We start from the raw sequence: 24,362 nt of genomic DNA on the forward strand, positions 1-24,362 counted from the left end.
CAAAATGATGGCCAAAACGTTATTAGCAGGGTACTGTTGCATAATTAGCACAATTTCTTGGCTTTTCAGATAGATCGAGCCATCGTTTCACAAAACCGATGACCGCTTTCTCTCTGTTTCGCCGCAATTCGGAAGGGGAAATCCGAATCACGCTCTTCCTGAACCGCTCTATCGTCCTGCCGCCGCCACGGCCGGCTGGCCGGGCTCGAGTTCCTCGACTTTCTCAGAAAACAGGCCGCGTGCGAGGAAGAGCCTACGAGCGTTCCTGGCCGCCGGCGCGATCCTTCCCGGCCAGTCGCTGTGGATGAATTCGGCCTTGGTGAAGTCGGGATTTGTTTCGGAGGCCGCCTCGAGGAATTCGGCGATCTCCAGCACGACCGCGCGCTCCTCCCTGGAAAGCGCCGACGTGCCGGCCTCGATCGACGGGCGGTGGACGAAGTCCTCGAACAGATAGAAGTAGCCCTTGATGCCGACGAGATCGACGCCCGCGTCGCAATCGGCGAGGATTTCCAGGATCTCGTAGATCCTGTTGCGGATACGCTGCTCGATCAGTCTTTCGGACGGCTCATCGGTCATGGAGCTGCGGCCGCCGGACCTAGAACGGCAGTTTCATTCCCGGCGGAATCGGCAGGCCGGCGGTCAGCGCCTTGGTCTTTTCCTGCATGATCTGCTCGACCTTGACCCTGGCGTCATTGTGCGCGGCGAGCAGCAGGTCCTCGAGGACTTCGACATCGTCCTCCTTGAACAGCGACGGATCGATCTTCAGCGACTTCATCTCGAATTTCCCGGTCAGGGTGACGCTTACCAGGCCGCCGCCGGACTGGCCGGCGGCTTCGACCGTGGCAATCTCGTCCTGCATGGCCTGGAACTTGGCCTGCATTTCCTTTGCCTTGCCCATCAGGCCGAGAAGATCTTTCATGGTCCGATCCTTGTTCTTGGTTGGTCGGGGTTCTTGGTTTGTCAGGCGTCGTCGTCATCCGCCGGCGGTTCGACCGGCACTTCGGCTTGGTCCGCGTCCGCTTCCGGCGCGTCGGGAATGCGCACGTCGATGATCTTGGCACCGGGAAAGCGCGCCAATATGGCAGCCACGGCCGGATCGCTCTTGGCATCGAGGAAAGCGTTCTCGCGCCTGGTCGATTCCATTTCGGCCAGCGTCTGTCCGCCCTCTTCCTTCGACAACGAGACGAGCCAGTTGCGGCCGGTCCAGGCGCGCAATTTCATCGTCAGGTCGTTGAGCAGCATCTTGGGCGCATCGTCGGTCAGGCTGACGTCGATACGGCCGGGCTCGATGCGCACGAGGCGAATGCAGCGCTTGACCAGCACCTTGAAGGCGATGTCGCGCTGCGCATCGGCAAGCGCAACGATGTCGGCGAGCGATTTCAGCGGTACCGGCTGCGCCTCCGGCGCCGGCGGCGGAGGTGCTACGAAGGCGACCGGCGCAGGGGTGGCCTCGACCAGCCGCATGGTCTGTGCGCCGCCCTGCCCGGATGGCATGCGGGTCTGCGCGACCGCGCTGGCGCCGCCGCCATTGCCGGGACCCGCGGGCACCCCATTCGGGCGCGGCGCGCCATTTTGAACCGGAGAAGCGCCCTCGAGCGATCGCAGCGCCTCGTCCAGTGTCGGCAGGTCGGCGGCATGGGCCAGCCGGATCAGCACCATTTCGGCGGCGCTGACCGGCCGGTTGGAGGACTGCACCTCGGGAATGCCCTTGAGCAGCATCTGCCATGTCCGCGACAGCACCCTGACCGACAGCGCCCGGGCGAAGTCGGCGCCACGCTGCCGCTCGTCCTGCGACAGCGAGGCGTCGTCCATGGCGGTCGGCACGAACCGCAACCGGGTGACCAGATGGTTGAACTCGGCAAGATCGGTCAGCACGGCGGCCGGATCGGCGCCGGTGTCGTATTGCGCGCGGAATTCGGCCAGGACCGCCGCCACATCGCCTTTCATCACATGTTCGAACAGATCGACGATGCGGGCGCGATCGGCGAGGCCCAGCATGGCCCGTACCGCTTCGGCGCTGACGGAGCCGGCGCCATGGGCGATCGCCTGGTCGAGGATGGAGAGCGAATCGCGGGCCGAACCCTCGGCGGCGCGGGCGATCATCGCCAGCGCGTCGTCGTCGACCGAAATGCCTTCCTTGCCGGCAATCGAGGAGAGATGCGCGACCAGCGCGCCGGCATCGATGCGCCTCAGGTCAAAACGCTGGCAGCGCGACAGGACGGTGATCGGAACTTTGCGGATTTCGGTGGTGGCGAAGATGAATTTCACGTGCGGAGGTGGTTCCTCCAGCGTCTTCAAAAGGCCGTTGAAGGCCTGTGTCGACAGCATGTGCACTTCGTCGATGATGTAGACCTTGTAGCGGGCCGAGACCGGCGCATAGCGCACGCGTTCGATGATGTCCCTTATGTCGTCGATGCCGGTGTGCGAGGCGGCGTCCATCTCGATGACGTCGACATGGCGGCCTTCCATGATCGCCTGGCAATGCTCGCCGAGCACGGCAAGGTCGACCGAGGGCTGATCAACGGTGGCGGTCTTGTAATTGAGCGCCCGCGCCAGAATGCGCGCGGTGGTGGTCTTGCCGACACCGCGCACGCCTGTCAGCATCCACGCCTGGGCGATGCGGCCGGTGGAAAAGGCGTTGGTGAGGGTGCGCACCATCGGCTCCTGGCCGACGAGCTCGGAGAAGTTCGAGGGACGGTACTTGCGCGCCAGCACGCGATAGGCAGCGGCCTTTTCATTTCCCGCTTCGCTCATTCGCCCGTAAAGCTCCAAAAGGCTGCGCCCGAAGGCGGCCGATTCCTGCGCATAGTCTCGCCCGCGCTGCAATGCGTCGTCAATGTCACGAGGAGGGCCGATGAGGTGGGAGGCTGGAACAATGACCCGTTCCGGGCTCGTTAGGGCTGCTTCCTTCCGGACCTGACCCGGTTGGCGAGTGGATCGTCCACCACCAACCTCCCGCTGTCCATATCGGCAATTGCGCGACGAAATGCAAGTGCGCAAGCGAATCGAGATCATCCCCAAGAGATTCGCTTGCAGCCCCGATGCAGCCGCTCTAGCGTTCATGGTTTGAGGAAACCAAGAAAAGCAAAGTAAGGGAAACGCCGATGTTGCCGGGCCTCAAGGCCGGATTCACGCTGGATGCCCGGCTGGAGGCGGACAGCGAGCAGTTGATGTGGCTTGGGCTGTGCGAATTGCGGGTGATGAACGATCGCCGCTGGCCATGGTTGCTGCTGGTGCCGCAGCGGCCTGGCGCGGAGGAAATCCATGACATGACCCCGCTCGACCAGGCAATGCTGACCTTCGAGACCAATATGGTGGCGCAGGCGCTGAAGAAAGTGACCGGCTGCACCAAGATCAACACCGGCGCGCTCGGCAACATCGTGCGCCAGCTGCATATCCATATTGTCGCCCGTTCCGAAGGCGATGCCGGCTGGCCAGGTCCGGTATGGGGGCACGGCCTGCGCGAGCCCTACCAGCGTTCCGAGCTGCGCCGGTTTGCCGAAACGATAAGGGCGGCGCTATAAGCGTTCCCCTGTGTTCATCCCAAGACATGTCATCCCAAAGCATCAGAGTCCCTATGAGCTTCAGCCTGTTTGACGCGCCCTTGCGCGAGCCGAGCCAATTCGTCGGCTTCGCCGGCAACACGATCGACCGCCAATCCGAAAACCGCGCCGACGATTCGGTCGACAAGGCGCTTGCCGATCCGACGACGCGGCTGCTCCTGATGAATGGCGGTCGGCTTCATCTGAAGCTCAGGGAAGGCGGCAGCCTCGATCCCTGGTTCGGGCTCACCGAGAGCGAGCCTTTCAAGCCTGCCTTCGACCGAGGCGTTTTGCTCGGCTTCTCCGAACAGGGGCCGGTTGTCGCCGTGCTGGCCGGCGTCGATCCCGAACAGCTGCCAGAAACCGTCAAGGCGATCGACTACCGCTCGGTCTACATGCAAGGGCTGATCGACGAAGCGGCCGCCGGCGCGATGGCGCAGGGCGCCGCCCTGCTCGCTTGGCATGCCAGCCATCGCTTCTGCAGCAAATGCGGCACGCAATCGGAAATGCGGGCCGGCGGCTACAAGCGGCATTGCCCGAATTGCGGCACCGAGCATTTTCCGCGCACCGACCCGGTGGCGATCATGCTGACGGCGACCCGGGAGAAATGCCTGCTTGGGCGCGGCGCCCATTTCGCGCCGGGCATGTATTCCGCACTGGCCGGCTTCATCGAGCCGGGCGAGACGATCGAGGCGGCGGTGCGTCGCGAGACCTTGGAGGAAGCCGGCATCCGGCTCGGCCGCGTCGTCTATCATGCCAGCCAGCCCTGGCCGTTTCCCTATTCGCTGATGATCGGCTGCTTCGGCGAGCCGCTCAACGAGGACATCCAGGCCGACCTCAACGAGCTGGAAGACTGCCGCTGGTTCGGCCGCGACGAGGTGCGCCTGATGCTGGCCCGGGAACACCCCGGCAATCTGGTCACGCCGCCGAAAGGCGCCATTGCGCATCACCTGATCCGAGCCTGGGTGGACAGCGAATAACGAATACCGAAAGTCATTGCAGGAGAGGCAAATGATCCGTCACACAGTGGTCTTCACGCTGAAACATCAGCCACACTCGCTGGAGGAGAAGCGGTTCCTCGTCGACGCCAGGAAAATCCTCACGGCGATCCGGGGCGTCACGCATTTCGAGCAGTTGCGGCAGGTCAGCCCCAAGAACGACTACCAGTTCGGCTTCTCGATGGAGTTCGCCGACCAAGCCGCCTATACGAGATACAACGACCATCCCGACCATGTCGCCTTCGTGCGCGACCGCTGGGTGCCGGAGGTCGAGAAATTTCTCGAGATCGATTACGTGCCGCTGGGCTGGTAGTTCAGTCCGCCACCTTCCACTGCTCACGCGACTCACTGGCCGGGTAGACGCCCAGGATGCGCACTTCCCGCGAGAAGAAGCGGAGTTCTTCCAGCGCCAGCTTGACCAGCGGATCGTCGGGATGGCCCTCGATGTCGGCGTAAAACAGCGTCGCCGTGAACGCACCGAGCTGGTAGCTCTCCAGCTTGGTCATGTTGATGCCGTTGGTGGCGAAGCCGCCCATCGCCTTGTAAAGCGCGGCCGGCACGTTGCGGACGCGGAAGATGAAGGTCGTCATCATCTTGACGTCGGGTGACGAGCGCTCGGCCCATTGCTTGTTCTTGGTCAGGACGACGAAACGGGTGACGTTGGAATCGGTGTCCTCGACATTCTCCTCGATGATGTCGAGCCCGTAGAGCGTCGCGGCAAGCGCCGGCGACAAGGCAGCCATGGTGCGGTCCTTGACCTCGGAGACCATCTTGGCCGCACCCGCCGTGTCACCTGCGACGATCGCCTTCCAGCCGTTCTTGCGGACGTATTTGCGGCACTGGCCAAGCGCATGGATGTGGCTGTGCACGGTCTTGATCTCGTCGCGCTTGACGCCGGGCAACACCATCAGCTGGAAATGGATGGGCAGGAAATATTCGCCGACAATGTGCAGCTTCGATTCCGGCAGCAGATGATGGATGTCGGCGACACGCCCGGCGATGGTGTTCTCGATCGGGATCATGGCGAGATCGGCCTTGCCGGTCTCGACCGCGTTGAACGCATCCTCGAAGGTCGGACACGGCAACGGCTCCATCGAGGGGAAGACATTGCGGCAGGCGGTGTCGGAATTGGCCCCCGGCTCGCCTTGGAAGGATATTCTGTTGGTCTTTTCAGGCATGGGCCAAGTCTCGATTCAAAAATGTCTCAGTTCGAAGGGGATCGTTGAATTTGCGAGGATAGTTCAATTTACAAGGATGGTTCTGGCGCGTTCGAGGTCTTCCAGCGTGTCGACGCCGAGCGGCAGCGACTGGACGATCTCTGCGTCGATGCGCATGCCGGCTTCCAGCGCCCGCAACTGCTCCAGCCGCTCGCGGCGCTCGAGCGGCGACGGCTTCAGCGCGACGAAGCGCTCGAGTGCAGCACGGCGATAGGCGTAGAGGCCGACATGGTGATAGAGCGCGCCCTCGCCCCAAGGTGCTGTGGCGCGGGTGAAATACAGTGCCTTGAGCCTGGTAGCCGACAGCGGCGACCCGACGATCTTGACGACGTTCGGATTGGTCTTTTCCTCGTCGCGAACGATCTCGACGCCGAGCGTGGCGATATCCACGGCCCTGTCCTCGAACGGTCTGAGCGAAGCCGCAATGATGCCGGGATCGATGGTCGGCAGGTCGCCCTGGACATTGACGATGGTTTCGACCTTGCGCCCGGGATCGAGCGCGAGCAGCGCCTCGTGGATGCGATCGGAGCCCGATTCATGATCGATCCGTGTCATCACCGCCTCGAAACCGTGCGCGCGCACGGCCTCGGCCACGCTTTGCGTGTCGGTCGCCACCACCACCCGGCCCAGGCCGGCTTCGGCGGCGCGGCGGGCGACATGGACGATCATCGGAGCGCCGGCGATGTCGGCCAGCGGCTTGCCCGGCAGGCGGGTCGAGGCCATGCGGGCCGGGATCAGGATCAAGGTGGACATCGCGATGGCAAGGCGTTCGGAAAGAGGAGGGGAAAAGTGGCAAAAGGTCTCACTGGAAGCGCCCTTATAGGTGTTGCAACGCCCGAGCAAAAGACCTAGTTTCCGCCCGATTTGACCGGCCCTGGAGGGTGGGTCTCGATACCGACGGACGGAGTGGACGGATCAGTCCGCCGGAAAAGGGAGCAAGGGGCGTATGGATTCCAAAGAAGTCAACAAGCTGCTCGCCGGATTGCTCGGAACCGTTTTCGTCGTTTTCTCGGTCGGCATTGTGTCCGATGCGCTGTTTGCCTCGCCGGCGCCGGAAAAGCCCGGCTTCGCCATCGAGGCCGCCGAGCCAGCCGAAGGCGGCCCGGCCGCGCCGGCCGCCGCGGCCAAGCCGATCGCCGACCTGTTGGCGACCGCCAATGTCGAGCAAGGTGCCGCCGTATTCAAGAAATGCCAGGCTTGCCATTCCGGTGAAAAGGGCGGCCCCAACAAGGTCGGCCCCGATCTGTGGGACCTCGTCGACCGTCCGGTTGCCGAACATGAAGGCTTTGCCTATTCGGCCGGCATGAAGGAATTTTCCAAGGGCGGCACCGAGAAGTGGACCTACGACAACATCAACCACTTCATCACCTCGCCGAAGAAATTCGTGAAGGGCACGGCCATGGGCTTCGCCGGCCTGCCCAAGGACGAGGACCGCGCCAATGTCATCGCCTATCTGCGCACGCTGTCGGACAATCCCAAGCCGCTGCCGGCACCCGGTGCCGCCGCCGATGCCGGCGCACCGGCCAAGCCCGCCGATGGAGCCGCTCCGGCAAAGCCCGCTGACGGCGCCGCACCGGCCAAGCCGGCGGCGCCCGCGGCGCCTGCCCCGGCTGCACCCGCCAAATAACCAGATATCATCGCGACGATCTTGAAAAAGCCGGGTTCAGCCCGGCTTTTTCGTTAGGAAAACGGCATGTGCGGCGACAAAGCCGCGCATGGCGGTTTTCACCAGCGCCAAATCATCTAGATTGGTCTGGGACAAGCCGTACGAAGACGAGCAGTGCGAAGACGGGCAGTGCGAAGACGGGCAGTGCGAAGACGGGCAGCGCGATGATGCAGGCAGTGCGAAGAGGACAGTGCATGACGGTTGGCCGAACGCTTCTCAAATCGTTGCTGGCGGCTGCCCTGCTGACGGCGGGATTGCAGACGACGCGTGCCGACGAATGGCGCACCACCTCATCGCTGATCGGCCAATCCAAATACGGCGACAATTTCCAGCACTACGACTACGTCAACCCGAACGCGCCCAAGGGCGGCACGCTGAACTCGGTGGTGCTCGGCACGTTCGACAGCTTCAACCCCTACATCGTGCAGGGATCGCCAGCGGCGGGCCTCGTCGGCTTCGGCGGCGGCCTGCTCTACGACACGCTGATGGAGCAGGCGACCGACGAAGGCAGCGTCAGCCACCCGCTGATCGCCGATGCCTACAAATATCCCGATGACTATTCCTCGGCGACATACCGGCTCGACCCGCGCGCAAAATGGCATGACGGCCAGCCGATCACGGTCGACGACGTGATCTGGTCGTTCCAGGTGCTGAAGGCGAACAGCCCGCAATACAGCCGCTATTTCGAGAACGTCACCGATGCGGTGGCGATCTCCGACCGCGAGGTCGAGTTCCACTTCAGTCAGAAGGGCAACCGGGAACTGCCGAAGATCCTCGGCGATCTCGCCGTGCTGCCGAAGCACTGGTGGGAAGGTACGGATGCCAATGGCAAGAAGCGCGACGTCACCAAGCCGACACTGGAAATCCCGCTCGGCTCGGCCGCCTACAAGATCGTCAGCTTCAAGCCTGGGTCGGAAATCGTCTGGCAGCGCGTGCCGGACTATTGGGCGGCCAAGCTGCCGGTGAAGATCGGCCGCGAGAACTTCGACACACAGCGCTTCACCTACATTCTCGACGACAATGCGGCATGGCAAGCCTTCACCAAGGGCGGACTTGATGACATCAAGCCGGAAAACAGTTCGAAGCGCTGGAAGACATTCTATGATTTCCCAGCCATCAAGGCTGGCGACGTCATCAAAAAGGAATTCAAGACCACCTCGCCCGAGCCGATGCAGGCCTTCATGCTGAACCAGAGGCGACCGCTGTTCGCGGACCGTCTGGTGCGCGCAGCTCTGACCTACCCGTTCGACTTCGAGACGATGAACCGCACGCTGTTCTACGGTTTCAACACTCGCACCAGCAGCTATTTCCAAGGCACGGAACTGGCCTCAAGCGGCTTGCCGCAAGGCAAGGAATTGGAGATTCTGGAAAAGTATCGTGACAAGCTGCCGCCTGAACTGTTCACCCAGGAATTCAAGCTGCCGGTCTACGATTCACCTCAGGCGGAGCGAAAATATCTCAAACAGGCTGTCGATCTCTTCGCCAAGGCGGGCTGGGTCATCAAGGGCGGCAAGATGGTCAACGCCAAGACCGGCGAACCGTTCAAGTTTGAAATCCTCGGCTGGAACGACACCGATCAGGTCATCGCCAGCCCCTATATCGCGAATCTGCGCAAAATCGGGGTCGACGCCACGCTGCGTCTGATCGATCAGACGCAGTACATCAACCGCGTCAACAATTTCGACTATGACGTCATTATCGGGCAGCTCGGCCAGTCCGAATCGCCCGGCAACGAGCAGCGTGACTTCTGGAGTTCCATGGCTGCCGACAGACCTGGTTCGCGCAACTACGCCGGCATCAAGAACCCGGTCGTCGATGCCCTGGTCGACGGCATCATCTTCGCCACCGACCGCGACGATCTGGTTGCGGCCACCCATGCACTCGACCGGGTACTGTTGTGGAACTACTACGTGGTGCCGCAATACTATCGAGCCGTGGTCTGGCTGGCTTACTGGAACAAATTCGGCATTCCGGCCAAGCAGCCGTCCTATATCGGCGCCGACCAGAATTCCTGGTGGATCGACCTCGACAAGGAAAAGGCCTTGGCCGCCAAATACAGGAGCAGCAATTGATGGCGGTGCTGCCCCGCCGTGATTTTCTCGCCCTGGGCACCGCCGCCGCTGCCGCCGCCCTGTTGCCCGGCAAGGCTTTCGCCGATATTGCGACCGGCGTGAAGCTGCATGGGCTCTCCGCCTTCGGCGACCTCAAATATAAAGCGGATTTCACCCGTTTCGACTATGTCAATGTCGATGCGCCGGCCGGCGGGATTTTCAATTTCTCGCCACCCAACTGGGGCTATAACCAGGATACGCAGACTTTCAACACATTGAACTCGTTCGCCGACAAGGGCGATGCGCCACCACGCATGGAGATGTGTTTCGACGGGCTGATGGTGCGCGCCCTCGACGAGCCCGACGCGGTCTATGGCCAGGTCGCCGACGGCGTAACGCTGTCGGATGACCGCAACAGTTTCACCTTCTCGCTTCGCCCCGAAGCGCGTTTCCATGACGGATCGCCGTTGACTGCGCAGGACGCGGCCTTCACCTTCAAGCTCTACAAGGAAAAAGGGCACCCCGACCTGTCGTTGTCGCTGACGCACATGGTCGAAGCCACCGCCGTCGACGACCACGCCTTGCGACTTACCTTTTCCGGCAAGCAATCGGCCCGCACCGTCCTCAACGTCGTGGAATTCCCGATCCTGTCGAAAGCCTTCTACACGGCCAATCCTTTCGACTCTTCGCAGTTGAGTCCACCGCTCGGCTCCGGCGCCTACAAGGTCGGGCGCTTTTCGGCCGGCGCATGGATCGAATATGACCGCGTGCCCGACTATTGGGGCCGCGACCTGCCCGTCAATCGCGGCCAGAACAATTTCGACCGCATCCGCATCGAGTTCTACCAGAACCGCACGGCCGGCTTCGAAGCTTTCAAGAAGGGCGAAATCACCTATCGCGAGGAGTTCACCTCACGCGTCTGGGCGACCGCCTACGATTTTCCAGCACTGACCGCCGGCAAGGTGGTCAAACACGAATTCCCGGCCGAGAAGCGACCGACGATGCAGGGAACCGCGGTCAACCAGCGACGCGCCCAGTTTCGCGACGCGCGCGTGCGCCAGGCGATCGCGCTCTGCTTCGACTTCGAGTGGACGCGGCGTAACTTCTTCTACGGTTCCTACGAGCGTTCGCAATCCTGCTTCGAGAAATCGGACTTTCGCGCCGAAGGACCGCCATCGCCGCAAGAACTGGCCCTGCTGGAGCCGCTGCGTGGCCAGCTTCCAGCCGAGGTCTTCGGCGAGGCCGTAGTCCAGCCTGCATCCGACGGTTCCGGCCGCGACCGCAAGCTGCTTGGCCAGGCCGTGAAGCTGCTCAACGCGGCGGGCTGGAAACGATCGGGCGATTTCGTCGTCAACGACAAGGGCGGCAGGCTTTCGGCCGAGTTCATGGTCGATGACGACACCTTCGTTCAGGTCTATTCGCCCTGGGTCGCCAACATGAAGGCGGTGGGCATCGACGCCACGATCCGGCTGGTGGATTCGGCGCAATACCAGTCCAGACAGGCAACGTTCGATTTCGATCTGCTGTCGGCCGCCTTCTCGTTCAGCGCAACGCCGACCCGAGACGACATCGAAGCCTTCTTCCATTCCCGCACCGCCAACCTCCCAGGATCTCGTAACCTGCCGGGCATTTCGAACCCGGCGATCGACGCATTGATCGACATGGTAGGGGCTGCGAAGAACCGCGAAGACCTGAACGTGGCGATGCGCGCGCTCGACCGGGTCTTGCGCGCGCGGTGCGATTGGATTCCAAGTTGGTTTCTGGCGAATCACCGAAGCGCCTATTGGGATATGTTCGGCTTTCCCGAGCAGAAGCCCGATTTCGGCTTTCCGGTCGAGGCGCTGTGGTGGGTCGATAAGGGCAAGGCGACGAAAATTGGCAAAGGCTGAGATCCAACGAGGGCAGGAAGCCTGATGGGCGCCTATATCCTGCGCCGCATCCTTTTGATGATCCCGACGCTGTTCGGCATCATGGCAATCTCCTTCGCCGTCATCCAGTTCGCACCTGGCGGCCCGGTCGAGCAGGTCATCGCCAAGCTGACCAACCAGGGCGGCAGCGACCGCCTCGGCGGCGGTGGCGGCGATGCGGGCGGCTCCAACCTCGACGTCGCCGGCGACGTCAGCTCGAAATATCGCGGCGCGCAGGGGCTCGATCCGGAATTCATCAAGAAGCTGGAGAAGCAGTTCGGCTTCGACAAGCCGCCGCTCGAGCGCTTCGGCATGATGCTGTGGAATTATGCCCGCTTCGATTTCGGCAACAGCTACTTCCGCGACATCTCGGTGCTCGACCTGATCCTGGAAAAAATGCCAGTGTCGATCTCGATCGGGCTCTGGATCACGCTCCTGTCCTACATGATCTCGATCCCGCTCGGCATCCGCAAGGCGGTGAAGGACGGCACACCTTTCGACATCTGGACCAGCGGTGTCGTCATCGTCGGCTATGCCATTCCAGGCTTCCTGTTCGGCATCATGCTGATGGTGCTGTTTGCGGGCGGCTCGTTCTGGGATTGGTTCCCGTTGCGCGGCCTGACCTCGGACAATTGGGACCAGTTGTCCTGGTGGGGCAAGATCGTCGACTATTTCTGGCACATGACCCTGCCGCTGACGGCGCTGGTGCTGTCGGCTTTCGCCACGACGACGCTGCTGACCAAGAACTCGTTCCTGGAAGAAATCCGCAAGCAGTATGTGGTGACCGCACGCGCCAAGGGCCTTTCGGAACGGCAGGTGCTCTACGGCCACGTCTTCCGCAACGCCATGCTGATCGTCATTGCCGGCTTCCCCGGCGCCTTCATCTCGGCCTTCTTCACCGGCTCGCTCCTGATCGAGAACATCTTCTCGCTCGACGGCCTCGGCCTGCTCGGCTTCCGGTCGGTGGTCGAGCGCGACTATCCGGTGGTGTTCGCCAACCTCTACATCTTCTCGCTGCTGGGGCTGTTCATCGGATTGCTGTCCGACCTCATCTACACCTGGGTCGATCCGCGCATCGATTTCGAGCGGAGAGACGTCTGATGTCGGAGGCAAGCGTTACCGCCGGCGTGGTGCCGGAGCGGATGCCACGGCCTTTTCTGTCGCCGCTCAACAAGCGCCGCCTGCAGAATTTCAAGGCCAACAAGCGCGGCTACTGGTCGCTGTGGATATTCCTCGTCCTGTTCGTGCTGTCGCTGTTTTCCGAATTCATCGCCAACGACAAGCCGATCGTCGCCTCCTACAAGGGCGAGATCCTGTTTCCGGTGCTGGTCGCCTATCCCGAGGAAAAGTTCGGCGGCTTCTATGCCGTCACCGACTACCGCGACCCGGTCATCCAGGACGAGATCAACGCCCATGGCTGGATGATCTGGCCGCCGGTGCGCTACTCCTACCAGACCGTCAACAACGCCATTCCCGAAGCGGCACCCGCCAAGCCGTCATGGGAATATGACGCCAAGACGCGCTGCAACCAGTATCCGCAGGGCGCTGCCGATCCGGCCTGCATCGTCGGCAACTGGAACTGGCTGGGCACCGACGACCAGGCGCGCGACGTGCTGGCACGGGTTATCTACGGCTTTCGCATCTCGGTGCTGTTCGGCCTGATCCTGACCGCCGGCTCGGCTCTGATCGGTGTCGGCGCCGGCGCCTTGCAGGGCTATTTCGGCGGCTGGACGGATCTCCTGTTCCAGCGCTTCATCGAAATCTGGTCGGCTATCCCGGTGCTCTATCTCCTGCTCATCGTCGCCGCCATCCTGCCGCCGGGCTTCTTCATCCTGCTCGGGCTGATGCTGCTGTTTTCCTGGGTGGCGCTGGTCGGCGTGGTGCGGGCCGAATTCCTCCGCGCCCGCAACTTCGAATATGTCAACGCGGCTCGCGCGCTCGGCGTGCCCAACCGCACCATCATGTTCCGGCATTTGCTGCCCAACGCCATGGTGGCGACACTGACCTTCCTGCCGTTCCTGCTCTCAGGCTCGATCTCGACGCTGACCTCGCTCGACTACCTCGGCTTCGGCCTGCCGCCGGGCTCGGCGTCGCTGGGCGAACTGCTCAAGCAGGCGCAGCGCAACCTCAATGCGCCGTGGCTCGGCATTTCCGGCTTCGTCGTCATCTCGCTGATGCTGTCGCTGCTGGTCTTCGTCGGCGAGGCGACGCGCGACGCCTTCGATCCGCGCAAGACGTTCAGATGAGCGAAGCCCCCTTGCTCCGCGTCCAGGACCTCAGCGTCGCCTTCGGCCAGGGCGGCGGCCAGTCGATGGCGGTCGACCACATCTCGTTCGACATCGCCAAGGGCGAGACGGTGGCGCTGGTAGGCGAATCCGGCTCCGGCAAGTCGGTGTCGGCGCTGTCGGTGCTGAAGCTGCTGCCCTATCCCAGCGCCAGCCATCCCTCGGGAAAGATCCTGTTCCAGGGCACCGACCTCCTGGCCATGAACGAGAAACAGTTGCGCCAGGTGCGCGGCAACAAGATCACCATGATCTTCCAGGAGCCGATGACCTCGCTCAATCCGCTGCACACGATCGAGCAGCAGATCGTCGAGATCCTGAAGCTGCACCAGGGCATGGCCGACCGTCCGGCCAAGGCGCGCACGCTGGCCCTGCTCAACGAGGTCGGCATCCGCGATCCGCAGAAGCGGCTCGACGCCTACCCGCACCAGCTGTCGGGCGGCCAGCGCCAGCGCGTCATGATCGCCATGGCGCTGGCCAACGAGCCGGAACTGCTGATCGCCGACGAGCCGACGACGGCGCTCGACGTCACCGTGCAGGCGCAGATCCTCGAACTGCTCGCCGGCCTGAAGAGCCGCAAGGGCATGTCGATGCTGTTCATCACCCATGATCTCGGCATCGTGCGCAAGATCGCCGACCGGGTCTGCGTGATGACCAAGGGCAAGATCGTCGAGACCGGACCGACCAAGGACATCTTCGCCAACCCGCAGCACCCCTATACGCGTCACCTTCTGGCCGCCGAGCCGAAGGGCAAGCCGCCGGCCGCCAATGCCGACGCCAAGCCGGTCATGACCGGCAAGGACATCAAGGTCTGGTTCCCGATCAAGCAAGGCTTCTTCCGGCGCACCGTCGACCATGTGAAGGCGGTCGACGGCATCGATGTCACCGTGCGCGCCGGCCAGACGTTGGGCGTGGTCGGTGAATCCGGCTCCGGCAAGACGACGCTCGGCCTGGCGCTGGCGCGCATGATCTCGTCGACGGGAACCATCCAGTTCAACGGGCGCGACATCAATCAGCTCACCTTCAACGCCATGCGGCCGCTCAGGCGCGAATTGCAGATCGTCTTCCAGGATCCGTTCGGTTCCCTCAGCCCGCGCATGTCGATCGCCGAGATCATCGAGGAAGGCCTGAAGATCCACGAGCCGAAGCTGTCGCCCGACGAGCGTGACGACAAGGTGGCCGCCGTGCTGAAGGAGGTCGGGCTCGATCCGGCGACCCGCAACCGCTATCCGCACGAATTCTCCGGCGGCCAGCGCCAGCGCGTCGCCATCGCGCGCGCCATGGTGCTCAACCCGCGCTTCGTCATGCTGGACGAGCCGACATCGGCGCTCGACATGAGCGTGCAGGCGCAGGTCGTCGACCTGCTGCGCAGCCTGCAGGCCAAGCACGACCTCGCCTATCTCTTCATCAGCCACGACCTCAAGGTCATCCGGGCGCTGGCCAACGACGTCATCGTCATGCGCAACGGCCAGATCGTCGAAGCCGGCCCTTCCGAACAGATTTTTGGAAATCCGCAAACCGACTATACTCGGGCGCTGATCGCGGCGGCCTTCAAGATAGAGACCGCTCCGGTCGGGATTGTCAGCCAGTGACTGCATAGAGAGAGACTGAAAGACCGCGATGGAAAAAGGCCGCATCCTGCTTGCCGTTACCGGCTTTCATCCACAGCGCTGGCGCGACCTGTTGTCGGCCGAGCGCGAGGTGGTGCTGGAGCCGGACGGCGCCAAGGATCCATCGATCACCTATGCGGTGGTGTGGAAGCAGAGGCCCAACCTGTTGTCGTCGCTGCCCAATCTGCGCGCCATCTTCTCGATCGGCGCCGGCGTCGACCATGTCTTCGCCGACCCCGGCCTGCCCGACGTGCCTGTCGTCAGGGTCGTCGCCGACAACCTTACCCAGCACATGACCGAATATGTCGTCTGGCGGGTGCTCGATCATCATCGCCAGGGCATGCTCTACCGTTCGCAGCAGCAGAAGAAGATCTGGCACGAGCCGCAGCAGAGGGCGGCTAGCGACATTTCCGTCGGCATCATGGGGCTCGGCAATCTCGGCCGCGCCGCGGCCTCGGTGCTCTTGTCGCTCGGTTTCGCGGTCAATGGCTGGTCGCGCACCGACCGGCCGATGGCGGGCGTGGCGACCTATTGCGGCGAGGCCGGATTGATCCCCTTCCTCAAGGCGACCGATATACTGGTGGTGCTGTTGCCGCTGACGCCGGACACGCAAGGCATCATCAACTACGGCGTGCTGAAGGAACTGCGGAAACGCAACGGTCTCGGCGGCTCGGTGCTGATCAATGCCGGACGCGGCCGCCTGCAGAAGGACGCCGACATCGCGCGGGCGCTGGACGACGGCACGCTGAAGGAAGCGAGCCTCGACGTGTTCGAGGTCGAACCGCTGCCGAAAACCAGTCCGCTGTGGAAACACCCAAAGGTGTTCGTGACACCGCACGCCGCGGCAACCTCGGACCCGGTCCACCTGGCGCCGATCATGCTGCGCCAGATGGACGCCTTCGAGCGCGGCGAAAAGCTCGATAACCTGGTGGACCGCAAGGCGGGGTATTAGGCGGGGACCGTCCTCATCTGGCCAGATCCCACTTGCGGAAGCATTGCTTGATCGCCTTGATGGAAGACAACTGCAACTTTGGCAGGTCTGTCTGTTCGAACAACGCCTGGTAGCGTTCGCGGTTTTTCGGCGTGGTCACGGCGATATGGCGGATCATGTCCCATTTGACGCTGTCGCGCCCGCCCTGCAGGGCACCGCGCCTCTCCTTCTCGAACAGTGTTCGCCTGAAATAACGCAGCAGGCTTGCCGGCGTGGAGATATCCAGCAGGATCAGTCCCGTCGCCCGCTGAAAGCGTTGCGGCATGCAGATCGAGTAATTTCCGTCCATCACCCAGCGTTCGCCGGCAATCGCGGCGTCATGCAAGGCGATGAATTCGGCCTTTGGACGCGGTTCCCAGTCGGTGTCGGGCAGATGATGAAGCAGGTCAAGATGAACGGGCTCCAGGCCACGCTTGCGGGCAATCGCGTCGGCCAGGGTCGACTTGCCGCTGTTGGACGGTCCCAGGACGCATATGCGGTCTCCAAGGTCCGAGAGTTTCATCCGATGACACCCTTGCGAAGCCGCGGCCTACTGCTTGCGATTAGCTGGGCAGGGCGAACTTCTTCTGCTTGTCCGGCTTGCCGCAGTCGCGGCGCTCGATCGACCGGTTCATGGCATCGATCTCGCCGGATGCCTTGTCGCTGTCGCGCTTGGCTTTGGAACGCATGTCGGGCGTGAACGGGCCGAAGCCCATTGCGGGGTTGTAAAAGGTCGGTTTTGCCGTCGTGGGAAGGTTGTATTGCTGCGCCAAGCCATTGCGCCGCGCCAGCAATTGATCGCACGGCACGCTGTCATACTGCAGGGAGGACTCTATGTTGGCGTCCTGCCGCTCGGACATCGAATTGCCCACGCAGCCGGCCGTTGCCAGGCAAGACGCCAAGATCATCATGTTCCAGCGCATCTGAAATGCTCCTCCTGATATCCCGCCTGATGCGACCAGATCGCAAATATCAGTCGCGCACGCAAATCAGACTTTTTCGCAGCCGCACACACGAGAGCAGGATCACCACACCAAGATTGTGCAGCTCAGGCGGCGTAAGCCTTCCCTGCCACAACGGCCAGCCCTTTGACAGGCTCATGGCGGTCCAGCCGGATGGTCGTCGACTCCAGCGCCAGGACCGAAAGCCCGTTGGCCTCGAGCGTGCGCCTGACATAGGCTTGCGAATGGGCGTAGCGCCGCGACGGCTGCAGCGCGAAGTCGCCGGCCTCCGCCATGGTTTCGACGGAGAAGGCAAACAGGCCGCCGCCGGCAAGCAGGCCCGCGACCGTCTCCACCAGAGCTTCGAGCCGACCGACATAGATGAGCACATCGGCCGACGTCACCAGATCGGCCTTGTCACCTGAATAGGAAAATGCCTGCAGATCCGCCTTCACCAGCGCGTCATAGATGCCTTTTGCCCGCGCCTTCCTCAGCATCGCGGCGGAAATGTCGAACCCTTCCAGCCGGTCGACGATCGGCCTCAGCCGCTCGCCCATCAGCCCGGTGCCGCAGCCGAGATCGAGCGCCAGGCGGAAGCGACCCGGCCTTGCCTTGCGAATCTGTCGGTCAAGAAACTCGGGCAGCCGGTAGCCGAGCTTGTCGACCAGTGCCGTGTCGAAGGTTTCGGCATAATGGTCGAACAGCGTTTCGACAAAGGCACTCGGCGGCGCCGGGGCCGCAGGACGCTTGCCGATCAGCTGCAGCTTGAGGGATGCGCCCTGCCGGTCCGCCGGATCGAGCTTCAGCGACGTCGCCCATGCCTGCGCGGCCAGGTCGGCCCGGCCGGAGGTCTGCTGCATCTCACCGAGGCGAAACCAGCCCATCGCCCATCGCGGTGCCAGTTCCAGCGCGCCGAGCAGCAGTTCGGCCGCCTGGGCGTGATCGCCGGAGGCAAAGAGCATTTCGGCATAATCGGCACGGCGATCAGCGTTCAAATCGCCCGACGAGGTCTGAAGCGGCTTCATGATGATGGGTTCCGCCGGCAGAACCGCCAGCCATCGCCTCTGTAGAGCAAACAAGAGCCGAATTGAACTGGCCAGTCATGTTTTGACGGGGAGTCAGCAGTCTCCGGCAACAGGCTTCCCGTGGCGGAATTATATCATATCTTGGGGCGATGCGCGCCAGCGACCTGCTTCAACCCCGGCCCGAGGGCCTTTACTGCCCGCCGGGCGATTTCTTCATCGATCCGGTGCGGCCGGTGAACCGGGCACTGATCACGCACGGCCATTCCGACCATGCACGCTCCGGCCACCGCTCGGTGCTGGCGACGCAGCAGACGCTCGACATCATGGGCCTGCGCTATGGCGAGGATTTTGCCGGAACGACGCAAGCGGCGCGGTTTGGCGAGACGATCGTCCTCAATGGCGTCGACGTCAGCTTCCATCCGGCCGGCCATGTGCTGGGTTCGGCGCAGATATGCGTAGACCACCAGGGCACGCGCATCGTCGCCTCCGGCGACTACAAGCGGCAGAAGGATGCGACCTGCGCGCCGTTCGAGCCGATCCGCTGCGACGTGTTCATCACCGAGGCGACTTTCGGCCTGCCGGTGTTTCGCCATCCGCCCGATACGGAGGAGATCGCCCGCCTGCTGAAATCGGCCGCGCAATTCCCGGAGCGCACGCATCTGGTCGGCGCCTATGCGCTGGGCAAGGCGCAGCGGGTGATGCGGCTGCTGCGCGACGCCGGCTACGACAAGCCGCTCTACATCCATGGCGCGCTGGCCAAGCTCAGCGACTATTATCAGAGCCAGGGCATCGAGCTGGGGATACTCGAACCGGCGACGGTGGAAGACGGCAAGGGGGATTTTGCCGGCGCCATCGTGGTCGGCCCGCCGGCGGCTTTCGCCGACCGCTGGGCGCGGCGTTTTCCCGATCCGATCTCATGCTTCGCGTCAGGCTGGATGCGCATCCGCCAGCGCGCCAAGCAAGGTGGCGTCGAGCTGCCGCTGATCATCTCGGACCATGCCGACTGGGACGAGCTCACCGCCACCATCAAGGAGACCGGCGCCGAGGAAATCTGGGTCACCCATGGCCGCGAGGAAGCGCTGGTGCGCTGGTGCGAGCTGGAAGGCATCGCCGCGAGACCGCTGCATCTGGTGGGGTATGAGGACGAGGGCGATTGATGTTAGTTGCTGATCAACTAATCGCCGGCGTCGCGATCCTTCACACCCCCCTCTGGCCTGCCGGCCATCTCCCCCGCAAGGGGGGAGATCGGATGTCACCACCGCTTTCGCCAATCGCCAACGGCGCAAGGAAAGTGCCGGCATCGAAGCTGCCAATCTCCTCCCTTGCGGGGGAGATGTCCGGCAGGACAGAGGGGGGTGTGCCGAAGCGCCATGCTCGCCCAGTGTCACCATGAACCGCTTCGCCGAGCTTCTCGACCGCCTGGTGCTGACGCCGTCGCGCAATGGCAAGCTGACCTTGCTGACCGACTATTTCCGCAGCGTCGAGGACCCGGACCGCGGCCTGGCGCTGGCCGCCATCACCGGCGACCTCAACATAGCGGCGATCAAGCCGGCAATGCTGCGCACCCTGGTCACGGAACGCATGGACCCCGTGCTGTTCGGCTATTCCTATGACTATGTCGGCGATCTCGCCGAAACGGTGTCGCTGGTCTGGCCGCAGACACCGGGGCACATCCCGAACCGCGAGCCGACGCTTGGCGAGGTCGTGGCGAAACTGCAGGCGGCGAGCCGCTCCGACGGCCCGAAGATACTGGCGGGGCTGCTCGACAGCGCCGGCATCTCGGCGCGCTTCGCCATCATCAAGCTGGTCACCGGCGGCCTGCGCATCGGTGTGTCGGCGCGGCTCGCCAAACAGGCGCTGGCGGATTTCGGCAAGGTCGATATCGCCGAGATCGAGGAGCTCTGGCACGGATTGTCGCCGCCTTACACGGCGCTGTTCGCCTGGCTGGAGGGCAAGGCCGACAAACCGCGCAACACCGCGTTGGCGCTGTTCCGCCCGGTGATGCTGTCGAACCCGATCGGCGACGGCGATCTCGAAAAGCTTGATCCGGCTGACTATGCGGCCGAATGGAAATGGGACGGCATCCGCGTCCAGGCGGTGGCCGAAGGCGGCGTCCGCCGGCTCTATTCGCGCACCGGCGACGATGTCTCCGGCGCCTTTCCCGACCTTGCCGACGCCATGAATTTTTCGGCGACACTCGACGGCGAGCTGCTGGTCGGCGATCCCAGAGAGGCGACAGGAACCTTTTCGGACCTGCAGCAGCGGCTGAACCGCAAGACGGTGACCCCGAAGATGCAGCAGCAATACCCGGCCTTCATGCGCTGCTACGACCTGCTGCAGATCGGCGGCGAGGATCTGCGCGGATTGTCTTTCCGCGAACGGCGCACCCGCCTCGAAGCCTTCATGGGAACGCTCGACCCGAGCCGCTTCGATCTGTCGCCCTTCGTCGACTTCACCGACTGGCAGGCGCTGGAGAACCTGCGCCGGGCGCCGCCGCACCCGATCATCGAAGGGGTGATGCTCAAGCGCTGGGATTCGGCCTATGTCGCCGGCCGGCCGAAAGGCCCATGGTTCAAATGGAAGCGCGACCCGCACACGGTGGACGCGGTGCTGATGTATGCCCAGCGCGGCCATGGCAAGCGGTCGAGCTTCTACTCGGACTACACGTTCGGCGTCTGGTCCGGAACCGAGGGCGAGGAGGAACTGGTGCCGGTCGGCAAGGCCTATTTCGGCTTTACCGACGAGGAGCTGAGGCAGATCGACAAATATGTCCGCGACAACACGGTCGAGCGTTTCGGGCCGGTGCGTTCGGTGCGGGCCGACCGCGACAATGGGCTGGTGCTGGAAGTCGCCTTCGAAGGGCTCAACCGCTCGACCCGGCACAAATCCGGCGTCGCCATGCGCTTTCCCCGCATTTCGCGGCTGCGCTGGGACAAGCCGGCCAACGAGGCCGACCGAATCGAGACGCTGCAGGCACTGCTCGACCGATAGATCACTTTACGGCAGAAGCCTCCGTTCAGGGCTCGATCGACACGCGGATCTCGTAGATATCGACCGCCTTGCCCTGCTTGTCGAAATCGGAATTGATGGCGATGGTTCCGGCCGAGCCTGGACGCTTGTCGGGGAATTTCACGTCGAACAGATATTCGTTGCGCTGCTGGCCGACCGCGTAGCGCTTGCGGCCGCAGTCGCCAAGCTCGCCGAAATTGCAGTCGACGGAGATCTGCGTGTCCTTGCCGTCCTCGGCGCGGGCGAGGATGTCGAACACGGCGTGCTTGCCGGCGAGTTTCTCCAGCACGCCTTGCCCGACGTCGAAGGCAACCGCCGAACCGGAGGCGCCGGACTGGATGCGCAGGAACGGCCCGCTGTCGTCCTTCATCACCTCGGCCTTGGCGTCCGAGGGAGCGGCGACATGCGTCGGGTCGGTCGGCGAGAAAACATTGATCCAGTCGCGCGACTGGTCCGCGGACCCCGGCTTTGCGGGTGCGTTGGCGCCATCGGCCGGGGTGAAATCATCGTCCTCGACCGTTGGCGGCGCTTCAGGTGGCGCCGTATCGAGCTGCGCCGCCGTCTTGAACACGCCGGTCTGCATGGCGAAAAACAAGCCGATGCCTACGGCCGCAAGCACGGTCACGGTGAGGAAGATGGCGGTCAGCGGCAGGCGGCGTCCGCGAATGCGCCGCTCGTCGCGGTCGGGCGCCACTTCCGTCGCGGCACCGGACGTGGCGGGGGCGGACATGTCGATAGCCGGCGCACCGGGGAGCGTCGCGTCCGGCATGATGTCGGGAACGACCGGCAGCACGCGCGAGCGCGGCGCGTCGGACGCGGGCTGCGCAGGGCTGTCGACGGCGGCAGCGGGCGATGGCGACTTGTCGCCGATCTCGATCGCGGGCGCCGCACCGGGCGCGGGCTCGGCCGCCGGTGCGTCGACCTCCAGGCCAACATCCGGCACCGCCGGCAGGAACTCGGATTCGATTTCGGTGATTGTCGCCTGGATCGACTTGCGGCGCTTGATGGCCATTTCCACGGTCACGCCGGGATTGGCCTGGAGCGCACGGTCAAGCGCGGCAAAGGCCGACCGGTAGACCCGCTCGCGGAACGCGCGGTCCTCGGCATTGCCCTTTTCCAAGGCGTTCCGGATCGCTTTTTCGATCGCGTCCAAGCGAAATCCCTCTGCAAATCGCCTAACCTGGCGTGATGGTTAGCCGCAGGCGACCAATCAATCAACGGGCGGGCAGCCGCATTCTGCCTCGACGGGCTGTCGAAAGTCCATCTTCGCGATATTCCGGCAAACAAAATCGGAATATCGCGGCGATTTTCACGCTTGGGGACGCGTGAACCCGGTTTTCATCGCAATGGACGCTCCTCAATGATTTGCCAAGTCGCATCTTGAATTCGCGGCCGGTTGCGTCTATCACCCAGCCCATCTTGGATGGCTTCGGCCTCCCGGGCCGCTTTAGCTCAGTTGGTAGAGCACCGCATTCGTAATGCGGGGGTCGCGTGTTCGAGTCACGCAAGCGGCACCAGTTACGCTCCGCTCATGTCGTCCTGCCACGTGCCGTAACCAGCGCCTTCGTCACTGCCTGTGCAGTGGATCGAGACGCCGGCAACCCACATCCGCCATTGTCGCGACTCGGGTTTGGTGGGAAACTCCCAGACGTCAGCATGGGAGGTCGAAAATGCCCAACACTTTCAAGACCGGAGACGTCGTCAAGCTGAAGTCGGGAGGCCCGAAGATGACAGTCAGCGACGGTGCCGCTTCCGGCGTGTATCTGTGCCATTGGTTCAACAAGGAAGGCGACGTCTGGACACCCCAACATGCGGGTTTCAAATCGGACCAGTTGGTGGCCGCCGACCAATCGACATAATTCCTGTCCAGGGGCCGGATCAGGGGCATTCCCACGGCTCTCGGAACCAGCGCTGTCGCGATGTCGCGGACAATCGGCATGATCGGCGCAGAGCGACCGACGGATTTCCGCCGTCGCGGCGTTTAACGGTTGAAGCGTGACCTCGGCACAGGCCGTGGCCAACGCGCCAACCGGAGATGCCGACCATGATACGCAGTTCGATCCTTGTCGCTGCCTTGAGCCTGCTGACCGTGGCCGCCTTCGCCCAGACGGCGACGCAGCCCCCAGCCGACGCGCCCCCAACCACCACGCCGCCTGCCGCCACGCCGCCGGCTGCCGCCCCCGCCGCGCCGAAGGCCAAGCCCGACCTCACCCTGGCCAAGTTCCAGAAGCGGCGGGAGAAGGCGATCATGGCCGCCGACACGGACGGCGACGGCAAGATCAGCCAGCCAGAGTGGGGAGCCTTTCAGGCCAAGCACAACGGCAAGGGCGATCCCGCCAAATCCTTCGCGCGCATCGATTCGAACCATGACGGCTTCATCGATCGCGCCGAACTCGATGCCTTCTTCGCCAAGCGCTTCGCCAAGCTGGACAAGAATGGCGATGGCGTTCTGACGGCCGACGAGAGGCCAGGTCACAAATCCGCTCCCAAGCCGGAGCAATGACCAAGAGGCCATGAAGCGTGATGAATATCGGGAGCGCGCCAGCCGATGAGCGCCGATCCGGACGAGGAGTTGGTTCGTCGGGTCGGTGCTGGCGATCCCGCGGCGGTGCAGACGCTCGTCGCGCGCAAGCTGCCGCGCATACTGTCGCTGGCCGCGCGCATGCTGGGCGACGCGGCGGAGGCCGAGGATGTCGCGCAGGAAACCTTCGTGCGCATCTGGCGCCACGCATCGAGCTGGCGGCGCGGCAATGCACGCTTCGACACCTGGATCCACCGGGTGACGCTCAACCTGTGCTACGACCGGCTGCGCCGGCGCCGCGAATGGGTGACCGACGATGTGCCGGACGTGGCCGACCCGGCGCCGCTTCCCGACGCCCATCCGCGGGAAGACGCGTTTCGCGTCGAGCAGGCCCTGCAGGCGATCGCGCCGCGCCAGCGCGAGGCGATCGTCCTGGTCTACTATCAGGAGATGTCGAACATGGAGGCGGCCGCGACCCTGGAGATCAGCGTCGATGCCTTGGAAAGCCTGCTTTCGCGCGGCCGGCGGGCTTTGCAGATGATCCTGGCCAGGGATGGTGTCCATGACTGAGAAGGGCATGACTGAGAAAGGCATAACCAAGACACGCACGACCACGAACGCGC

Annotated in this window: 24 protein-coding genes, 1 tRNA gene and 1 other RNA gene; 16 read left to right on the top strand and 10 right to left on the bottom strand. The window is 63.5% G+C overall.

What is annotated here, in order from left to right; all coding sequences use genetic code 11:
* Window positions 1-168 precede the first annotated feature (168 nt).
* The 4 genes from FJ978_RS03220 to ffs all read right to left on the bottom strand — a co-directional run bounded on the left by FJ978_RS03220 (window position 169) and on the right by ffs (window position 2,956).
* A complete protein-coding gene (locus tag FJ978_RS03220; protein ID WP_013891304.1) occupies window positions 169-576 on the bottom strand; it encodes a hypothetical protein in 408 nt (135 codons plus the stop codon).
* 19 nt (window positions 577-595) lie between these two features.
* The gene (locus FJ978_RS03225) at window positions 596-919 is read right to left on the bottom strand and encodes a YbaB/EbfC family nucleoid-associated protein (protein WP_013891305.1); all 324 of its coding nucleotides are present in this window, start codon (window positions 917-919) and stop codon (window positions 596-598) included.
* A gap of 41 nt (window positions 920-960) precedes the next feature.
* Window positions 961-2,754, bottom strand: coding sequence for a DNA polymerase III subunit gamma/tau (locus tag FJ978_RS03230; protein WP_140570162.1), 1,794 nt, complete (start codon window positions 2,752-2,754; stop codon window positions 961-963).
* Window positions 2,755-2,859: 105 nt separating this feature from the next.
* An RNA gene (ffs, locus tag FJ978_RS03235) (signal recognition particle sRNA small type) lies at window positions 2,860-2,956 on the bottom strand.
* A 148-nt stretch (window positions 2,957-3,104) separates the two neighbouring features.
* On the opposite strand from ffs, the gene FJ978_RS03240 reads away from it, so the two are divergent.
* The 3 genes from FJ978_RS03240 to FJ978_RS03250 are packed head-to-tail and all read left to right on the top strand — an operon-like array spanning window position 3,105 to window position 4,853.
* The gene (locus tag FJ978_RS03240) at window positions 3,105-3,524 is read left to right on the top strand and encodes an HIT family protein (protein ID WP_013891307.1); all 420 of its coding nucleotides are present in this window, start codon (window positions 3,105-3,107) and stop codon (window positions 3,522-3,524) included.
* A 53-nt stretch (window positions 3,525-3,577) separates the two neighbouring features.
* Window positions 3,578-4,522 (top strand): NAD(+) diphosphatase, encoded by a 945-nt coding sequence (nudC, locus tag FJ978_RS03245; RefSeq protein ID WP_013891308.1) that lies wholly within the window; start codon window positions 3,578-3,580, stop codon window positions 4,520-4,522.
* A gap of 31 nt (window positions 4,523-4,553) precedes the next feature.
* The gene (locus FJ978_RS03250; protein WP_013891309.1) at window positions 4,554-4,853 is read left to right on the top strand and encodes a Dabb family protein; all 300 of its coding nucleotides are present in this window, start codon (window positions 4,554-4,556) and stop codon (window positions 4,851-4,853) included.
* A 1-nt stretch (window position 4,854) separates the two neighbouring features.
* Here the strand turns inward: FJ978_RS03250 and FJ978_RS03255 are convergent, their stop codons facing one another.
* Window positions 4,855-5,718 carry a prephenate dehydratase gene (locus FJ978_RS03255; protein ID WP_140570165.1) on the bottom strand — a complete coding sequence of 288 codons (864 nt, stop codon included), beginning with the start codon at window positions 5,716-5,718 and terminating at the stop codon, window positions 4,855-4,857.
* 63 nt (window positions 5,719-5,781) lie between these two features.
* Window positions 5,782-6,510: a 3-deoxy-manno-octulosonate cytidylyltransferase gene (locus tag FJ978_RS03260; RefSeq protein ID WP_140570169.1), complete on the bottom strand. Its 729-nt coding sequence runs from the start codon at window positions 6,508-6,510 to the stop codon at window positions 5,782-5,784.
* A gap of 193 nt (window positions 6,511-6,703) precedes the next feature.
* Between FJ978_RS03260 and FJ978_RS03265 the strand changes: the two genes are divergently transcribed.
* The 7 genes from FJ978_RS03265 to FJ978_RS03295 all read left to right on the top strand — a co-directional run bounded on the left by FJ978_RS03265 (window position 6,704) and on the right by FJ978_RS03295 (window position 16,225).
* On the top strand, window positions 6,704-7,384 hold the full coding sequence (locus tag FJ978_RS03265) for a cytochrome c family protein (protein ID WP_140570173.1): 681 nt from the start codon (window positions 6,704-6,706) through the stop codon (window positions 7,382-7,384).
* Window positions 7,385-7,617: 233 nt separating this feature from the next.
* On the top strand, window positions 7,618-9,495 hold the full coding sequence (locus tag FJ978_RS03270; protein ID WP_140570177.1) for an extracellular solute-binding protein: 1,878 nt from the start codon (window positions 7,618-7,620) through the stop codon (window positions 9,493-9,495).
* Window positions 9,495-11,363, top strand: coding sequence for an extracellular solute-binding protein (locus FJ978_RS03275; protein WP_140570181.1), 1,869 nt, complete (start codon window positions 9,495-9,497; stop codon window positions 11,361-11,363). The genes FJ978_RS03270 and FJ978_RS03275 overlap by 1 nt, the downstream gene beginning before the upstream one ends.
* Window positions 11,364-11,387: 24 nt before the next feature.
* The gene (locus tag FJ978_RS03280) at window positions 11,388-12,482 is read left to right on the top strand and encodes a microcin C ABC transporter permease YejB (RefSeq protein ID WP_023767018.1); all 1,095 of its coding nucleotides are present in this window, start codon (window positions 11,388-11,390) and stop codon (window positions 12,480-12,482) included.
* Entirely contained in the window at window positions 12,482-13,627 is a 1,146-nt protein-coding gene (locus FJ978_RS03285; protein ID WP_140570185.1) for an ABC transporter permease, read from the top strand. The genes FJ978_RS03280 and FJ978_RS03285 overlap by 1 nt, the downstream gene beginning before the upstream one ends.
* Window positions 13,624-15,255: an ABC transporter ATP-binding protein gene (locus FJ978_RS03290; protein ID WP_140570189.1), complete on the top strand. Its 1,632-nt coding sequence runs from the start codon at window positions 13,624-13,626 to the stop codon at window positions 15,253-15,255. Before FJ978_RS03285 ends, FJ978_RS03290 begins: the two co-directional genes overlap by 4 nt.
* 28 nt (window positions 15,256-15,283) lie before the next feature.
* On the top strand, window positions 15,284-16,225 hold the full coding sequence (locus tag FJ978_RS03295; protein ID WP_013891318.1) for a glyoxylate/hydroxypyruvate reductase A: 942 nt from the start codon (window positions 15,284-15,286) through the stop codon (window positions 16,223-16,225).
* Between the two features lie 13 nt (window positions 16,226-16,238).
* On the opposite strand, the gene FJ978_RS03300 is transcribed toward FJ978_RS03295, so the two are convergent.
* The 3 genes from FJ978_RS03300 to FJ978_RS03310 form a co-directional block, all read right to left on the bottom strand.
* Window positions 16,239-16,766 carry an AAA family ATPase gene (locus FJ978_RS03300; protein WP_140570194.1) on the bottom strand — a complete coding sequence of 176 codons (528 nt, stop codon included), beginning with the start codon at window positions 16,764-16,766 and terminating at the stop codon, window positions 16,239-16,241.
* 40 nt (window positions 16,767-16,806) lie between these two features.
* The gene (locus FJ978_RS03305; protein ID WP_013891320.1) at window positions 16,807-17,166 is read right to left on the bottom strand and encodes a hypothetical protein; all 360 of its coding nucleotides are present in this window, start codon (window positions 17,164-17,166) and stop codon (window positions 16,807-16,809) included.
* Between the two features lie 125 nt (window positions 17,167-17,291).
* Entirely contained in the window at window positions 17,292-18,209 is a 918-nt protein-coding gene (locus FJ978_RS03310) for a methyltransferase domain-containing protein (protein ID WP_140570198.1), read from the bottom strand.
* 149 nt (window positions 18,210-18,358) lie between these two features.
* Here FJ978_RS03310 and FJ978_RS03315 point away from each other — a divergent pair, with 149 nt between their 5' ends.
* A complete protein-coding gene (locus FJ978_RS03315) occupies window positions 18,359-19,366 on the top strand; it encodes a ligase-associated DNA damage response exonuclease (RefSeq protein ID WP_140570201.1) in 1,008 nt (335 codons plus the stop codon).
* A gap of 232 nt (window positions 19,367-19,598) precedes the next feature.
* Window positions 19,599-21,200 (top strand): cisplatin damage response ATP-dependent DNA ligase, encoded by a 1,602-nt coding sequence (locus tag FJ978_RS03325; protein ID WP_140570210.1) that lies wholly within the window; start codon window positions 19,599-19,601, stop codon window positions 21,198-21,200.
* Window positions 21,201-21,225: 25 nt separating this feature from the next.
* Here the strand turns inward: FJ978_RS03325 and FJ978_RS03330 are convergent, their stop codons facing one another.
* Complete coding sequence (locus tag FJ978_RS03330) at window positions 21,226-22,371, bottom strand: hypothetical protein (protein ID WP_013891324.1); 1,146 nt, start codon at window positions 22,369-22,371, stop codon at window positions 21,226-21,228.
* 288 nt (window positions 22,372-22,659) lie between these two features.
* Between FJ978_RS03330 and FJ978_RS03335 the strand changes: the two genes are divergently transcribed.
* From FJ978_RS03335 to FJ978_RS03350, 4 genes are all read left to right on the top strand, one after another.
* Window positions 22,660-22,735: transfer RNA gene (locus FJ978_RS03335), tRNA-Thr, on the top strand.
* A gap of 153 nt (window positions 22,736-22,888) precedes the next feature.
* On the top strand, window positions 22,889-23,077 hold the full coding sequence (locus FJ978_RS03340; protein WP_013891325.1) for a DUF2158 domain-containing protein: 189 nt from the start codon (window positions 22,889-22,891) through the stop codon (window positions 23,075-23,077).
* Between the two features lie 185 nt (window positions 23,078-23,262).
* Window positions 23,263-23,721: an acid-shock protein gene (locus FJ978_RS03345; RefSeq protein ID WP_013891326.1), complete on the top strand. Its 459-nt coding sequence runs from the start codon at window positions 23,263-23,265 to the stop codon at window positions 23,719-23,721.
* Between the two features lie 45 nt (window positions 23,722-23,766).
* Window positions 23,767-24,309 carry an RNA polymerase sigma factor gene (locus FJ978_RS03350; RefSeq protein ID WP_013891327.1) on the top strand — a complete coding sequence of 181 codons (543 nt, stop codon included), beginning with the start codon at window positions 23,767-23,769 and terminating at the stop codon, window positions 24,307-24,309.
* Window positions 24,310-24,362: the final 53 nt, after the last annotated feature.

The sequence above is a fragment of the Mesorhizobium sp. B1-1-7 genome (assembly GCF_006442705.1).
Lineage (GTDB): Bacteria > Pseudomonadota > Alphaproteobacteria > Rhizobiales > Rhizobiaceae > Mesorhizobium > Mesorhizobium opportunistum.

Coding starts and splice junctions, on each gene's coding strand:
- FJ978_RS03220 (WP_013891304.1), bottom strand. CDS start 576: ATGACCGATGAGCCGTCCGAAAGACTGATCGAGCAGCGTATCCGCAAC.
- FJ978_RS03225 (WP_013891305.1), bottom strand. CDS start 919: ATGAAAGATCTTCTCGGCCTGATGGGCAAGGCAAAGGAAATGCAGGCC.
- FJ978_RS03230 (WP_140570162.1), bottom strand. CDS start 2,754: ATGAGCGAAGCGGGAAATGAAAAGGCCGCTGCCTATCGCGTGCTGGCG.
- FJ978_RS03240 (WP_013891307.1), top strand. CDS start 3,105: ATGTTGCCGGGCCTCAAGGCCGGATTCACGCTGGATGCCCGGCTGGAG.
- nudC (WP_013891308.1), top strand. CDS start 3,578: ATGAGCTTCAGCCTGTTTGACGCGCCCTTGCGCGAGCCGAGCCAATTC.
- FJ978_RS03250 (WP_013891309.1), top strand. CDS start 4,554: ATGATCCGTCACACAGTGGTCTTCACGCTGAAACATCAGCCACACTCG.
- FJ978_RS03255 (WP_140570165.1), bottom strand. CDS start 5,718: ATGCCTGAAAAGACCAACAGAATATCCTTCCAAGGCGAGCCGGGGGCC.
- FJ978_RS03260 (WP_140570169.1), bottom strand. CDS start 6,510: ATGTCCACCTTGATCCTGATCCCGGCCCGCATGGCCTCGACCCGCCTG.
- FJ978_RS03265 (WP_140570173.1), top strand. CDS start 6,704: ATGGATTCCAAAGAAGTCAACAAGCTGCTCGCCGGATTGCTCGGAACC.
- FJ978_RS03270 (WP_140570177.1), top strand. CDS start 7,618: ATGACGGTTGGCCGAACGCTTCTCAAATCGTTGCTGGCGGCTGCCCTG.
- FJ978_RS03275 (WP_140570181.1), top strand. CDS start 9,495: ATGGCGGTGCTGCCCCGCCGTGATTTTCTCGCCCTGGGCACCGCCGCC.
- FJ978_RS03280 (WP_023767018.1), top strand. CDS start 11,388: ATGGGCGCCTATATCCTGCGCCGCATCCTTTTGATGATCCCGACGCTG.
- FJ978_RS03285 (WP_140570185.1), top strand. CDS start 12,482: ATGTCGGAGGCAAGCGTTACCGCCGGCGTGGTGCCGGAGCGGATGCCA.
- FJ978_RS03290 (WP_140570189.1), top strand. CDS start 13,624: ATGAGCGAAGCCCCCTTGCTCCGCGTCCAGGACCTCAGCGTCGCCTTC.
- FJ978_RS03295 (WP_013891318.1), top strand. CDS start 15,284: ATGGAAAAAGGCCGCATCCTGCTTGCCGTTACCGGCTTTCATCCACAG.
- FJ978_RS03300 (WP_140570194.1), bottom strand. CDS start 16,766: ATGAAACTCTCGGACCTTGGAGACCGCATATGCGTCCTGGGACCGTCC.
- FJ978_RS03305 (WP_013891320.1), bottom strand. CDS start 17,166: ATGCGCTGGAACATGATGATCTTGGCGTCTTGCCTGGCAACGGCCGGC.
- FJ978_RS03310 (WP_140570198.1), bottom strand. CDS start 18,209: ATGAAGCCGCTTCAGACCTCGTCGGGCGATTTGAACGCTGATCGCCGT.
- FJ978_RS03315 (WP_140570201.1), top strand. CDS start 18,359: ATGCGCGCCAGCGACCTGCTTCAACCCCGGCCCGAGGGCCTTTACTGC.
- FJ978_RS03325 (WP_140570210.1), top strand. CDS start 19,599: ATGAACCGCTTCGCCGAGCTTCTCGACCGCCTGGTGCTGACGCCGTCG.
- FJ978_RS03340 (WP_013891325.1), top strand. CDS start 22,889: ATGCCCAACACTTTCAAGACCGGAGACGTCGTCAAGCTGAAGTCGGGA.
- FJ978_RS03345 (WP_013891326.1), top strand. CDS start 23,263: ATGATACGCAGTTCGATCCTTGTCGCTGCCTTGAGCCTGCTGACCGTG.
- FJ978_RS03350 (WP_013891327.1), top strand. CDS start 23,767: ATGAGCGCCGATCCGGACGAGGAGTTGGTTCGTCGGGTCGGTGCTGGC.